11 protein-coding genes and 1 pseudogene are annotated in these 13939 nt (G+C 39.2%); 8 read left to right on the top strand and 4 right to left on the bottom strand.

The features are described 5' to 3' along the window. The first annotated feature begins 46 nt into the window (after positions 1–46). Together K8L98_RS15115 and K8L98_RS15110 are read left to right on the top strand one after the other, a co-directional pair. Positions 47–1417: an MATE family efflux transporter gene (locus tag K8L98_RS15115; RefSeq protein WP_223435842.1), complete on the top strand. Its 1371-nt coding sequence runs from the start codon at positions 47–49 to the stop codon at positions 1415–1417. Positions 1418–1949: 532 nt separating this feature from the next. Continuing rightward, positions 1950–2990 carry a hypothetical protein gene (locus tag K8L98_RS15110; protein ID WP_223435841.1) on the top strand — a complete coding sequence of 347 codons (1041 nt, stop codon included), beginning with the start codon at positions 1950–1952 and terminating at the stop codon, positions 2988–2990. Positions 2991–3317: 327 nt separating this feature from the next. Here the strand turns inward: K8L98_RS15110 and K8L98_RS15105 are convergent, their stop codons facing one another. Together K8L98_RS15105 and K8L98_RS15100 are read right to left on the bottom strand one after the other, a co-directional pair. Continuing rightward, positions 3318–4520 carry an MFS transporter gene (locus K8L98_RS15105; protein WP_223435840.1) on the bottom strand — a complete coding sequence of 401 codons (1203 nt, stop codon included), beginning with the start codon at positions 4518–4520 and terminating at the stop codon, positions 3318–3320. 25 nt (positions 4521–4545) lie between these two features. Next, on the bottom strand, positions 4546–5127 hold the full coding sequence (locus tag K8L98_RS15100; protein ID WP_223435838.1) for a TetR/AcrR family transcriptional regulator: 582 nt from the start codon (positions 5125–5127) through the stop codon (positions 4546–4548). A gap of 604 nt (positions 5128–5731) precedes the next feature. Here K8L98_RS15100 and K8L98_RS15095 point away from each other — a divergent pair. From K8L98_RS15095 to K8L98_RS15075, 5 genes are all read left to right on the top strand, one after another. After that, entirely contained in the window at positions 5732–7198 is a 1467-nt protein-coding gene (locus K8L98_RS15095; RefSeq protein WP_223435837.1) for a sensor histidine kinase, read from the top strand. Next, positions 7176–7862 (top strand): response regulator transcription factor, encoded by a 687-nt coding sequence (locus tag K8L98_RS15090; protein ID WP_223435836.1) that lies wholly within the window; start codon positions 7176–7178, stop codon positions 7860–7862. The genes K8L98_RS15095 and K8L98_RS15090 overlap by 23 nt, the downstream gene beginning before the upstream one ends. A gap of 140 nt (positions 7863–8002) precedes the next feature. Next, positions 8003–8695, top strand: coding sequence for an ankyrin repeat domain-containing protein (locus K8L98_RS15085; RefSeq protein ID WP_420828793.1), 693 nt, complete (start codon positions 8003–8005; stop codon positions 8693–8695). A gap of 26 nt (positions 8696–8721) precedes the next feature. Next, positions 8722–9792, top strand: a complete 1071-nt coding sequence (locus tag K8L98_RS15080; RefSeq protein ID WP_223435835.1) for a hypothetical protein — start codon at positions 8722–8724, stop codon at positions 9790–9792. A 364-nt stretch (positions 9793–10156) separates the two neighbouring features. Next, a complete protein-coding gene (locus tag K8L98_RS15075; RefSeq protein ID WP_223435834.1) occupies positions 10157–10573 on the top strand; it encodes a VOC family protein in 417 nt (138 codons plus the stop codon). Between the two features lie 783 nt (positions 10574–11356). Here K8L98_RS15075 and K8L98_RS15070 read toward each other — a convergent pair. Together K8L98_RS15070 and K8L98_RS26705 are read right to left on the bottom strand one after the other, a co-directional pair. Further along, positions 11357–12571 (bottom strand): MFS transporter, encoded by a 1215-nt coding sequence (locus K8L98_RS15070; protein ID WP_223435833.1) that lies wholly within the window; start codon positions 12569–12571, stop codon positions 11357–11359. Positions 12572–12591: 20 nt separating this feature from the next. Further along, positions 12592–13287, bottom strand: a pseudogene (locus K8L98_RS26705) (LysR family transcriptional regulator). Positions 13288–13602: 315 nt separating this feature from the next. On the opposite strand from K8L98_RS26705, the gene K8L98_RS15055 reads away from it, so the two are divergent. After that, positions 13603–13755 carry a YfhD family protein gene (locus K8L98_RS15055; RefSeq protein WP_223435831.1) on the top strand — a complete coding sequence of 51 codons (153 nt, stop codon included), beginning with the start codon at positions 13603–13605 and terminating at the stop codon, positions 13753–13755. The last annotated feature ends 184 nt before the right edge of the window (positions 13756–13939 follow it).

The raw sequence follows: 13939 nt of genomic DNA, 5'->3' as shown, positions 1-13939 counted from the left end.
CCTATTCGTTATGTTTGAATTCTTATAAGACCAGGTGGTATTTAGAATGCAATTAATTAAGCAAATTCTTCGTTTGGCCCTTCCATCAATTGCAACCTTTTCATCGATGACGTTTACAGGTTTACTCGTGTTAATGATTGTTGGAGGATTAGGACCCGCAGCAATTGCGGTGGTGGGAATTTCAAACATTTTAATGTACAATTTGTGGGCCCTATTTTCAGGGAACCAAGGATCCATCAATTATTTGGTTGCTCAAAACTTCGGTTCAAACAATATGAGATTGGGTAATCAACGCATGCAAATTGCGTTGATAGGAACAGCCTTACAAGCTGTGATTTTATTTATTGCAAGCTTTACCCTTCCTTATTTTATTTTGCAACTCATGGGAGCGAATGAAACGATACTAAGCCTTGGAGCCCCTCATGTTCAAGTGCGCATGGTAGCTTTAATGTTTACCATTTTTAACACGGTATTTTTTGCATATTTGCGAGCAACGGGTGATACACGCACACCGATGACTATCTCGTTGATTAACAGTGCATTGGTCGTCATCTTGACCTATGTTCTGGTCTATGGGAGGTTTGGCTTTCCGAATTTGGGATTGCAAGGTGCAGCCTGGAGTATGGTTGGGGCAGAAGGGATTGCATTTTTGTTGAATCTGATGGTGTATTTCGGTTTGTCAAACAAATTGTATGACACCCGTAAGTGGGTGCCGATTGAATTTCAACAAATTCGGTTGCTCCTGTCTGAAAGTGTGAAACTTAGTATCACGGAAATGTCCAACAGTATAGGGTTGTTAGTATTTACAAGTTGTATCACACGGCTGGGAACCACAGCAATTGCTGCCAATGAAATTGCTTTAAATATCCTTTCATTTGGATATATGCCAGCCAATGGATTTGGAGCCGCGTCAACCATCGGAATTGGCCAAGAGATAGGTAAGGGGAGGCCGGCGGAAGCCAAACGATTTGGATTGGTCACAGTGTATCTTGGACTGGGATTCATGTTTTTGTTTTCGATCTTTTTGTTTATTTTTGCCTTACCAGTGGCGAAACTGTATACATCAGAATCTGAGGTTTATTTGACTGCTATTTCCTTGATTCATTTAGCTGCATTTATTCAATTATTTAGCGGAGCAAGTATTATTTTTGGAGGAGGGCTGAGAGGCGCTGGCGATACAACGTATTTGTCAAGGATGTCATTTTTTCTCAACTGGGTCTTGTTTATTCCTAGCACGATTTTGTTAACTCTCGTGTATGACTTCGGACAGACCGGGGCATGGGTGGCCTTTAGCAGTGTAATTGTCTTAACAAGCATCGCTAACAGCTGGCGCTATCTATCCTTCAATTGGAAATCTGTGAAAATGAAATCAATCAATGTAACTCGGTCCAAATCGGTCAGTATTTCATCTGATTAATTTGGCTTATAAATGGTGAATTCTACACTATGTCATTGTTACGGGATAATGCATGCGTCTTATTGAGCCTATATCTTGCAAAGATCAATATTTAACCTCCTAGGTAGATGAGAGTAATATTAAACTTACATATCTCATCTACTTATTTAGGAGAATACTCTTGATGATATAAATCCAAGTCCTACTGGGTTTTCAGAATTTAATGAACTACTTATTATTCTAGTTACATCTGCTAGTAATATACTTGGAGATAATTTACAAGGTTCTTTTGCGGTAGGCGATGCAGATATGCAAAGTGACTGTGACTTTATAATATTCATTACAGAACAACTAACTAATTATCAAGGTATTCTTCAGTTAATTTAAGTTAATCATACTGTGTTTATGCTAGGAGGTACCTCTTCTATGTTGATTTGTGTAAAAAACATAAGAGAAGATTTTAAAGTGATTTATAGAAAAGCGGCATGCTTATCCAGTGTTCGAAATTTGTTTAACACAAACCAAAATACCGAGCGAAGTGATGGTGGTGTCTATGAGAATCGAATCAGCTAGAGCTGCAGCGATTGAATGGGTCATGGAGCATGCAAGTCGGGAAGCTTGGTTCAAGGGAGCTTACTTCAGCGGTTCGACCATTGAACTACCCGGTGAGGCGATGTTGCCGGATAGCTCTGATTTGGATGTCATGATTATTACCACACTAACTGAGCCACCACTCAAACTAGGGAAATTCGTATACAAAGGCACGCTTTTGGAGGTTACTTATTTGTCCTGGTATCAGTTCACCTCGGTCGAAGAGGTTCTGACATCCTATCATCTGGCCAATAGTTTTCGAGTGAACACGATTATAGCCGACCCCACGGGAGAGGTTAGTAGATTACAAAAACGGGTGTCTCGCCACTTTGCAGATCGGGCCTGGGTAAGACGCCGATGTGAAAATGCACTGAACAGAGTTATGAATGGGTTACGGGCAGTCGATACCTCTGCACCCTTCCAAGATCAGGTTATGGGCTGGCTGTTCCCAACTGGAGTGACAACGCACGTTCTTCTCGTGGCAGCGCTCCGTAATCCTACTGTACGGCTTCGCTACCTTGCAGCACGAGAGGTGCTTATAGAATACGGACAAGCCAGCCTGTATGCAGATTTGCTGAAATTGCTTGGTTGCGCTCATTTAACTAAACAGCGCATCGAGCATCATCTCGATAATCTTGCTCGAACGTTCGACGCTACTGTCGAAGTTGCCAATACACCGTTCTTTTTCAGCACCGACATCACAAACATAGCACGGCCAATTGCAATCGATGGAAGTCGAGAACTTATACGTTCCGGTTACCACCGCGAAGCGGTCTTCTGGATTGTTGCTACATATGCACGTTGCCACACGGTCCTGGCTGCAGACGCTTCACAAGACCTGCAACGCGCACTTGCTCCAGCCTTTGAAGAAATCGTCTCTGATTTGGGCATCACTTCTAGTACCGACCTCATCCGCAGATCCAAAGACGTCATTGATTTCCTGCCTAGACTTTGTGAGACCACCGAGGCAATCCTATGGGCCAACCCTGACATTGAGGCATAGTAATAAGTTATTGCATTTTAGGGCGCTTATCCAGAACAAGGATAGCGTATTATTCACAGCCCTTTAAGTACCGTTTGGATAGGTAATCAATGTTCATTTTGTTTACTAGATTTGAAATACTCTGGCTTGGAAGCGTGACTTGTTAATTTTGAGTTGAATAATCTTAAAGAAAAGCTCTAAACCCTTTGCATCCAAGGGTTCGGAGCTTTTCTTTAAGACCTGTGAAGTAATTCCTTATGTCATTTTCTAATGAAACATTTATTGGACTTCTATTTTACCTCTCTTACGATTCTTGTTTTGTTCCGAGGGAGCATCGTGCTTTTCTAATTATTCCGCAAAGCTTTCAGCCAATTGCTTTTCTTTCCACATGACTGTAATACCAAGGCCAATAATCAAAATGACAGCTGCGAAAAGATAAGGATAGTGGATGTTTACGTCAAATAATATGCCGCCCATGGCTGGCCCAACTATATTTCCTAAGCTTGTATAAGCTGAGTTCATCCCTGCAACAAATCCTTGCTCTTTCCCGCCAGCTTTTGATAAAAATGTTGTCAATGCCGGACGAAGCAAGTCAAATGCGAGGAAGATGAGGCAAGTTACCAATAGTACACCCAAAAAGTTAGATACAACGGTGGACGCCACCGACAATATTGCACCTATAATTAAACATAATTGGATCATTTTCTTTTCACCGAGTATATCTACCATTTTTCCAAACATAAATACTTGCACAACAACTCCAAAGATTGAGCTTATTGTGATAATAACGGCAAGGTCCTTAGGCGTAAAGCCGAACTTATGATCAGAAAATAGGCTAAAAACAGTTTCATATGCTGATAAACCGAAAGCAAGTACAAATACAATGATAAATGCAATAAAGTAATGTGGATTAAGTGATCTTTTAAAATCGCTTATAAAGTTTGTTTGCTTTGTTTTAGCAGAAATTTCTGCAAGCTGTTCCTTTGTTAGCGGCTCTTTTAAAATAAATATCGATGAAAAGCATGCTAAAAAAGCAATGGCTGCTGCAAAGAAGAAGGGCAAGCGTACACCATATTCTGCAATAAATCCACCGATACCAGGGCCTATAATAAATCCAGTGCTAATGGCGGCAGAAATATAGCCCATCGCTTTTGCCCGTTCCTGAACGGATGTAATATCTGCAATATATGCTGTAACACCTGGCATAATAAAGGCGGCACTAATTCCCCCTAGAATCCTTGATATATAAAGAACCGATACGTTCGTGCCTACACCAAAGATAAGTTCTGAAACACCAAAAAGGAATAAGCCGAATATGATTATTTTCTTTCTGCCGTAACGGTCAACCCAACGACCTGCGAATGGTGACATAAGCAGTTGAGCTACCGCAAATACGGCAACAAGATAACCCATCGTACTTCCTGATAAATGCATGATATTCATAAAAGATGGCATAACGGGTATGATAAGTCCAATTCCCAGAAATGCAATGAATATATTGCTTAGAAGAATAATTAATACTGCTTTTTGTTTTTTTATTGGTTTCTTCATGTATTAACACCTTTTTCTGTATGTATCATTGAAGTGAAATACCTCTCCAAAATACTGTCCAAGAAGCGGCTAATTTATCTTTCAGCCGTTTTTCATCATTGCCGTATACAAGTTCCAGCATTAGGGAATCGACTACTCCTAAGAAAGCAAAGGTGGGTGTTATTGCTGCATCTCCGATGATTAATTTAGCATTGATCCAATCCTGAAATTTTTTTTCCAGTATCGTCTGCACCTTTTCCTCGATATCTATAACTTCCTGTTCGATTGCTTTTTCAAGATGGGCTGGCGGAAAAAAAGACATACGCAGCCAAAACTTTAATTGTTCATTTTTTTGGAAAAGATCGATGACCAATTGTAGAAATCCGTACAAATCTTTTTCAGGATTTTTTGAATCAACTTTACTAAAATAGTGAAGTTTCGAAGATAGCTCTGTCTCTTTCGCATCACGTAAAACTTTCAGAAAAAGATCATCTTTTCCTTTGAAATGGGCGTAAATGGATTGCTTTTTCATGCCGACTTCTTCAGCTATCAGAGAAAGGGATGCTCCTTCATAACCATGAATTGTGAAATATTTTAGAGCTGCCTGCTTAATTTCATTGCTTTTCAATAATATCACCTCAAATTTAACGAACGTTCGTTAGTTATATTAGCAATTTAAATAAGTAAAAGCAAGCGGATCAGTAATAGAATGTATTTATGCAGCACGGTAATGCAGAGTAATTTTCCATAATCGGGGTTTAAGATTCTTAAGCATATACCAACCAAGCGTCTATTTAGAGGAAATGAGAAGGATAATGAGCGATTAAAAATTCTTTAAGATCATGTTCTGGTCTTTTTAATATTGTTTTTATAAAATCATCTGTTATGATTTTTCGTCTAGAACTGCTAGAAAATCCGAGTTCTAATAATCTGTTAAGATCTTCATCCTTAAAATAATACTGTAGTTTAATTCAATAAATCGAATAAACCCCTCTTTAAACTTCAAGTTCAAAGAGGGGTTTGTCTACGGTCTGAGTCGTGCTGAGAAGCACGTCATTTTTTTATCTCTTAAAAAAACAAGAGCGAAGTTGATCATTTTTAATAGGATCATTTAAGAAAATTTTAAGATTTACGTGGTAAAGTGGTACAGATAAACCGCCAGGATGGTTAAAACAGATAATGGAAGAAAACCTATATCTAGAATAACTTGCGGTAATGAGGAGATTAAAAGTATGTCGATTAAAATAAGATTTCTTCTGTCTTATATAGGCGTTATCGTTGTCTCAATCATCTTATGTCTTGCAGCCGGTTTTTTGATGCTTTTTACAGTCACAGGAGACGCAAATTCGGTTGAGCACTTATTTAAGAAAACCTATATTCAAAAGCCTCTGACAACAGAGGAGGAAAGCACCTTTTTAGATCTTAAATTACTTGCAAAGAAAGATCCCAATACACTTTTAAATACAAATGAACTTCAAAACATTAAACAAGTCGGGATTGATATTGTCGTAAGGAAAGGCGGAGAAATCGTCTATTCAACTGACGAGCAGAATCGAGAAAAACTACAGCGTTTTCTGCCTGAATTTGAAGAAATCAATATAAACACCCGCGATACAATACGGATTGATGATAGGTTCTACACGTATGTGAAGTTTGATTTTTATTTTGAAGATGGTGAGCAGGGCAGCATCTTCGTCTTACGAAAAGCAAGTTCAGTAGCGGAACTGACACGTGAGCTATTTCCGTTATTATTAATTTTATTGGTAATTTTGTTTGTATTGATCATTGGTCTTCTGAACTATCTGGTTTCCAGAAGCATTATTAAGCCGGTCTCCTTTTTAAAACAAGCAGCGGACCGCATCAAATCAGGAGATCTCGACTTCAAAGTCACACCAGCTTCTAATGACGAAGTGGGTCAGCTTCACCTGGCTTTTGAAGAGATGAGGATTCGGCTAAAGGAATCTACAGAACTTCAGATAAAATACGAAGAAAACCGAAAAGAGCTGCTGTCTAACATCTCGCACGATTTAAAGACGCCTATCACATCCATCATCGGTTATGTAGAAGGGGTACGGGACGGTGTTGCCAACACGCCAGAGAAAACAGCAAAGTATTTATCAACTATATCTTTAAAAGCGCGGGATTTGGACTCTCTAATCGATGAGCTCTTCCTGTTCTCAAAGCTAGACCTCAAAAGGGAGCCGTTCTTTTTTGAAAAAGTGGATCTTGTTCCGTTTATTAAAGATATATCGGAAGAAGTTCAATTCGATTTGCAGCCGCATGGCATCCAACTGGACGCTGCAATAATAGCTCCATCACTTATTGTGACGGCCGACCGTGAAAAAATAAAACGGGTTATGATGAACATAATTCAGAACAGTGTAAAGTTTTTAGATAAAGATGAGAAGAAAATTGCTATTAGTCTACAAGAAAACAATGAAGATGTTATGGTTATCATCACAGATAACGGACAAGGCATTGACCCCGAAGCACTTCCGTTTGTGTTTGACCGCTTTTACCGGTCTGAACTTTCACGGAACACGGCAACAGGTGGAAGCGGACTTGGACTTTCCATCGCGAAACAAATTATACATGCACACGGGGGAACAATTGAAGCAGACAGCAATCTTGGAGAAGGTACATCTGTATACTTTACGTTAAAAAAGGGGGATCACCGTGAAACGCATTTTGCTGATTGAAGATGAAGTGAGCATTGCTGAGCTGCAAAGAGATTATTTAGAGATTGAAGGCTTCCAGGTAGATATGAAGCATGATGGAAAGTCAGGTATAACAGCAGCCTTGCAAGGTGATTTTGACCTCATTATCCTCGACATCATGCTGCCTGGGATGAGCGGATTTGAAATTTGTAAACAGATTCGAGCTGAGAAAGATATCCCAATTCTGCTCGTGTCCGCTAAAAAAGAAGAAATCGATAAGATTAGAGGACTCGGTCTTGGAGCTGATGACTATATTACAAAACCTTTTTCACCAAGTGAATTAGTTGCGAGAGTAAAGGCACATCTATCACGTTATGAACGGCTTGCAGGGCAACAGCCAAGAAACCAAGTGCTTTTTGTACAAGGGATATCAATTGACCAATCCTCACGTAAAGTACAGGTAAACGGAAAAGACATACCGTTTACGACAAAAGAATTTGACCTGCTCGTGTTTTTCGTGATGCACCCGAATCAAGTGCTATCGAAGGATCAGTTGTATGAGCGGATCTGGAGAATGGATTCTGCGGCTGATGTATCAACGGTTACGGTTCACGTCCGAAAACTTCGGGAGAAGATTGAACAAAATCCGGCAAAACCTGAACACTTGGAAACCGTTTGGGGTGCAGGCTATCGCTTTAACGTATAATTTATTATCCCGGAATATGACCCGGGATATTTTTTTAAGCTTTTCTTAAGAATTTGTTTAGATGGAATTTATGAATTCCCTCTATCCTTATCTGTGTAAGACAAAACAAGTAAGGAGAGATGTAAAAGAGGGGTGAATAGATGAAATGGTCAGCAGCAGGACTCAGCATTATGTTACTTCTGCAAGGGTGTACCGACAAAAGCGAAAGCACCAATACGCCAGGAAAGGAGACATCAATCATGACAAATGAACTTCATCGAGCAACAGAACAGCAAGATACCGAACAAGTGAAAAAACTAATTAAGGACAGCGTTGATATAAACGCACAAGACTCTCAAGGGCGAACGCCTCTAATGATTGCTGCGTACAACGAAGACTATGACACTGCAAAGGTTTTAATTCAAGCAGGCGCAGATGTAAACATTCAAGATAACATGAAAAACAACCCGTATCTGTATGCAAGTGCGGAAGGCTACAGCGATATCCTGAGCATAATCATTGGTGCAGAAGCTGACACGAAAATCACAAACCGATACGGCGGAACAGGATTAATTCCTGCATCTGAACATGGTTATGTGGAAGTTGTAGACATGCTTTTAACGAAAACAGATGTCAATGTGGACCATGTGAACAATCTTGGCTGGACGGCGCTGTTAGAAGCGATTATCTTAAATGACGGAAATGAAAAGCAGCAGAAAACGGTAGAGCTATTGATTCAGCATGGGGCAAATGTCAACTTGGCGGATGGTGAAGGGGTAACACCGCTAGAACATGCGAAACAAAAAGGATTTAAAGAAATTGAGACCTTACTAATTGAGGCAGGAGCCAAATAATCCATAACAAAGGGAGAGAAGAATTAATGAAACCACGTAAAAAAATCCTTACAGCAGCACTTGCTTTTTCAGTTATAGCAGCAGGTGTTGTAACATATAACCAATCAGACTATGTGAATGCGGAAAAGTCAGCACAACAGCAGCAACAGAAAGAAGCACGCATTACAAACATTGATGTACTTAACACGATGACACTGCAAGTGACGTTTAACAAGCCGCTTGCAGCTGAAGATGTGAACCCAAGCAACTTAGAAAACATCAAGAAGCATTTCTCATTTAACCATGACTTGAGCATCGTGAACGTACCACAATTGAAGATCGGTGCAAAAAGCACGTACATTGTTCCCGTGACGATGCAAAAAGAAGGAATCCCTTATACGTTGAGCTACAAAGGGGAACGTACGAAGAAGTTTAAAGGAAGCGATAAAAAAATCAATATCCGTGATACTCGTCAAGTAACAGATGACACGTTTGAGATCGAGTCATTCCGAGAAGATGGTGTCACAGACTATGCGAACATCATTGAAGCTTACAGATCAAACCGAGGAGAGCAATCTTTTGAGTTGGACCGTCAGAACCGTGACGAAAACGGCATACAGTATGAAATTATTTCATCTCTTCGTGACCGTGTCATAACCGTAAAAGGTGACAACGGCGACACATTTACAGCAAACTATGTACCGTTCACACAAGGAGCTGACATGAGACAAGCTCCGAAATTCCGCCTGCCGGCTGGAGAAACGTTCTATCCCGGTGTAACTTACACGGTAACTTCTGAATGGGCTGATGTGAAGAACGCTACATTTAAAGCAGCTGACTTTGAGCCGCTAAACATTCAATCGGCTAATGCCATTGATAATAAATCTTTAGAAATTACCCTAAATGCTGATCCCGGCATGGAGCTGTTTGCTGGAAGAAGTTTGCAGTTAAAAGCAGAGGATGGCAGTACAGTTGATGCTCAATATCGTTTTTCTTCACGAAAAGGAGCAGTTGGAATCTTTGATGTGAAAGGTACATTAACGTCAGGCGAAACGTATACGATTGTTCCTCTCACTGATTGGGCGGAAGCATACAACGTCACATTTACAGCGAAATAGTTTACAATAAGCACACTTTCCTAGGTTAGGAGGTGTGCTTTCGTTTGTTACGAACAAATTTCCTTAGGTGTCAGGAACCCCGCTTTATGTAGGCGCTGCGATCATTGTGAAAAAGTGGGTGATGGCGCTATTACGGATTGAACAAGCTATTATTTTTCACCCCAATTGAGAAGGAAATCCAGAAAAGCATTTTCAACTAAAGGGCAGTTTAATTGAAGAGTGGTGTCAATTGTTCTGATCAACAATCGGGCCATTTTCTTGAATAAGAGAAGGGATTATTCGTAAGTAAATCGAAGTTAATTTAGAAGCTATTATTTAGTTTAGCATCGAAACGTATTACTCAACATTAAGGAGGAAATCGATTATGAGCGACACACAGACATTACGAGGACTTACCACAGTCAGTTTTTGGACGGATGATCTAGCAGAGGCAAGGAAGTGGTACTCAGAGCTATTGGGCATCGAACCATACTTCGAACGTCCAGGATATGCTGAGTTTCGCCTCGGCGACTACCAGCACGAGCTGGGCCTGATCGATAGACGCTACGCGCCCGATGGATCAGCGAATGGCCCGGCCGGTGCTGTAGTGTACTGGCACGTCGACGATGTAACAGCAACTTTCAAGAAGTTGCTCTCTATGGGAGCGAATGAGTACGAGGCACCCACAGAGCGCGGCGAGGGGTTCATAACTGCTTCCGTGGTCGATCCTTTTGGGAACATCCTGGGCATTATGTACAATCAGCACTATTTGGAGGTTCTAGGTTCGCCCAGAAAAGCGTGACCCTCGCCGTCGGCAATCACAGTTCACCTGACTTGGCAAATTGCACTGTCGGGCTTAGCAATTATCTGTGCAGTGGCAGCTGTCATGATTTATGTTATGCTTACCCAAACTGTTCGGTATTCATTTACTATTCTGAAGACAAAAAGCACAAGAAAAGTGAAAAGGGCTTCACGAGGTAACATTTTATTAATTCATAAAAAAAATAAAAAACCTCTAAATTATTTAGAAGCTTCTTTTAAGTCAGATTGTAAAGCTTTATCGATAGCTGAAACTGCAGGTTCAATATAATCATAAGTTTCGATCGTGTGATTATTCAAATAAGTTAGCTGAAAACACTTGTTATTATAGTCATAAGTTTCGATCGTGTGATTATTCAAATAGGTTAGTTGAAAACGCTTGTTATGGTAGCGTACTAACAATATGGGAACCTGATGCTTGTTTTTGAAAGTTAGTGTTATTTCAAAATTATTGTACTGTTGTAAGGTTTTTAACATAGATTCTATGTGATCTAAGGACATATCGTCTTAGTCTCCCTTCTATTTAATAGGGGGGTTGACTAAGAGAAGTCTCAAAGGTCCCAAACAAATAAAATATATTTATCTATCAATCATAACATAGTTTGGTAAATATTAGCGAATATTGGTGTGAACAGCAAGAAGATTATATGCAGCAAAATACAAAGGATTTGTTCAGCTACCGGGGGCGATTGCTTAATAAAGTGTTGCCTATCCTTCTAAAGTAAAGTGGCGGTTAATTTAATAAAAAAAACGCCCATAGGCGTAATTAATAAATTTTATGAGGGGAAAATTTAAATTTTTCTTTTGTAACCGTTCCTAACCGATTCAGAAATAGGAGTGAAATTAATGAAAGAACAGCAATCATAGCAACAACACCAAGCCAGTCAAAGTGATCATAAAAAACACCGGTTGCTGTTCCCATTACACTTCCACCTGAATAGTAACTAAATAAATATAATGAGGCTGCCTGAGCCCTATTATTGGCAGCCAATTCACCAACCCAACTGCTGGCAATCGAATGACCGGCGAAAAAGCCGAAGGTAAAGATAGCTAATCCAAAAATTTTCAGCCAAATATTGAGGTTTAAAGTGATACAAACCCCAATTAACAAAATGATTATCGATAACTGTAAAATCTTCCTTTTACCATATTGATCTGCTAACATCCCCATCCACGTTGAACTAAATGTTCCAACAATATAGACAACGAAAATAAATCCAATCAAAGTTTGGCTGAGTGAATAAGGTGGTTTAATTAATTCAAACCCTATGTAGTTATATAAAGAAACAAAGCCAGCCTGTAATAAAAATCCAATGAAAAATAGATAAATGAGTCCAGGTGCTTTAAACTGGCTAAATAATGTGATTACTAAGTGTTTCATCCTAAATGTTCGGGGTTTAAAATGAGTTGATGGAGGGAGGACCAGCCAGAAAATAATGGTTGCAAGTAAACTAACGATTCCAATTCCTATTAAAGCAATGTGCCAACCAAAATAATCAGTCAAAATCCCATTAATAATACGACCTGCCATTCCTCCGATAGAATTTCCGCTAATATATAAACCCATTGCCATACCTAAACTCTTTTTTTCAATTTCCTCTCCCAAATAAGCCATTGCGACTGCCGGAAGACCGGCTAACGTTATCCCTTGTAAAATTCTGCATAGAATTAGCAAACCGAAATTTGGAACAAATCCTGTGATGACAGAAAGTATTGATGAGGCGACCAAAGATATGAACATTACAGTCTTGCGTCCAAAAATCTCGGATAAGGAACCCGCTATTAAAAGGCTGATAGCCAAAGCAACTGTTGTTGAAGTTTGACTTATACTTGAACTCGCTGGTGATATATGAAATTCTTCTGCGAACTCGGGGAGTAAGGGCTGTGTTCCCCATAGTAAAGCGAAGGTACAGAATCCGCCTGCAAATAAAGCAATATTAACTTTTTTAAATTCAGATGTTCCACGTTTGATGTAAGTCATTGATTAACACCTTACTCCCTTTAATGCTTTATAAAAAAGCGATTAATGTATTGAATAAATCCCTCCACAACAGGTGATATGTAGCCATCTTTTACCCAAGCCATTCCAATTTCCCGTTTACAGACCGGATTATTGACTCGGATAAGTTTGACTTTCCTTTTATCCAGAAGCTGCAAATCAGGCAACAAAGATATGCCCAATTTCGCACCGACTAACCCTGATACAGTATAATTCTTCAGTTAATAGTAACTGACAGAAAACGTCCTTATCATCGTGAAGCAATGAAGTAAGAGCTAGATCCACATTTCTCGATTTTAATTGCTCTATAATTTGTTGATTCGATATTTGTGTTAATTGACGTTTGGGTAAGTTTTTTGGAAAGTACTTATTATGTTGGGAACAACATTTATTCCAAGAGAAGGCAAAAAGGATAAGGATATCGTCCCATTATCTGGATGTATTTCATCCCATATTTCCTGTTTACCGATTTCAATTTGTTTTATCGATTGCTCAACACGGTTTAAAAACATTCTTCCATAACGATTCAAATAGATATTTCTGCCTTTACGATCAAAAAGCTGTACGCCTAATTCGTCTTCCAGTTTTAAAATTGACCGGCTAAGTGCAGGCTGGGAAATGGATAATAGGTCTGCTGCTCGTGTGATATGCTGAACTTGTGCAACCGTTTGAAAATAATTGATTTGATGCCAATCCACTTGAATGACCTCACTTATGATTTTATTTCTCTTTAATAATACGCTCCTTTACTCATTACTTCTAATTGTTAATTTGCATTAAATTAATACCTAAAAGGTATTATTCGGCTCTAAATTCGTTATTACCGAAGGGCGGCAGGGGATAGATTGTTAAATTATGCACTTAAACTGCAGGGTGCATTAGATCAATAAGAAGGAGCTGTCCCAAAAAACTGATTTAAGATAATAATGTTCGTTTAAGAGCAAATCTAGATATAAAACTGTGATTCTTAGCCATACTAATAAAGACTAAAAATTTCGTTAGGAGGCAATATTATGGGAAGATCAAACAATCATAAACCATCTAGCAGTAAAAATTCATTACCTCAAACTCCCAAAAACTTAAAAATAGAACCGGATCGTGTGGATGATGAGTTTTCTCGTGAGCTAGGTGAAAGTGGGAAAATAAGAGCTACAAGACCTAAATAAAACTGTAAAAAAGTTCATATTTATTTTTTTTCATTTTTGTAAAACAGATACAAAAGAGGCCGCCCATACTTATGGGTGGCCTCTTTTTATACCAAAAAATCTTGCTGTTTTTTAATAATTTCTTATAGAACTATAGTGTGCTTTAGTTTAAGAAAAATTGAGTGATTTTTGACTGAGGCTATAT

Origin of the sequence: Metabacillus dongyingensis (genome assembly GCF_019933155.2) — a bacterium.
GTDB classification, from domain to species: Bacteria; Bacillota; Bacilli; order Bacillales; family Bacillaceae; genus Bacillus_P; species Bacillus_P dongyingensis.
This window is presented reverse-complemented; position numbering and strand designations above follow the sequence as displayed.

Coding starts and splice junctions, on each gene's coding strand:
- K8L98_RS15115 (WP_223435842.1), top strand. CDS start 47: ATGCAATTAATTAAGCAAATTCTTCGTTTGGCCCTTCCATCAATTGCA.
- K8L98_RS15110 (WP_223435841.1), top strand. CDS start 1,950: ATGAGAATCGAATCAGCTAGAGCTGCAGCGATTGAATGGGTCATGGAG.
- K8L98_RS15080 (WP_223435835.1), top strand. CDS start 8,722: ATGAAACCACGTAAAAAAATCCTTACAGCAGCACTTGCTTTTTCAGTT.
- K8L98_RS15075 (WP_223435834.1), top strand. CDS start 10,157: ATGAGCGACACACAGACATTACGAGGACTTACCACAGTCAGTTTTTGG.
- K8L98_RS15055 (WP_223435831.1), top strand. CDS start 13,603: ATGGGAAGATCAAACAATCATAAACCATCTAGCAGTAAAAATTCATTA.
- K8L98_RS15105 (WP_223435840.1), bottom strand. CDS start 4,520: ATGAAGAAACCAATAAAAAAACAAAAAGCAGTATTAATTATTCTTCTA.
- K8L98_RS15070 (WP_223435833.1), bottom strand. CDS start 12,571: ATGACTTACATCAAACGTGGAACATCTGAATTTAAAAAAGTTAATATT.
- K8L98_RS15085 (WP_420828793.1), top strand. CDS start 8,003: ATGAAATGGTCAGCAGCAGGACTCAGCATTATGTTACTTCTGCAAGGG.
- K8L98_RS15095 (WP_223435837.1), top strand. CDS start 5,732: ATGTCGATTAAAATAAGATTTCTTCTGTCTTATATAGGCGTTATCGTT.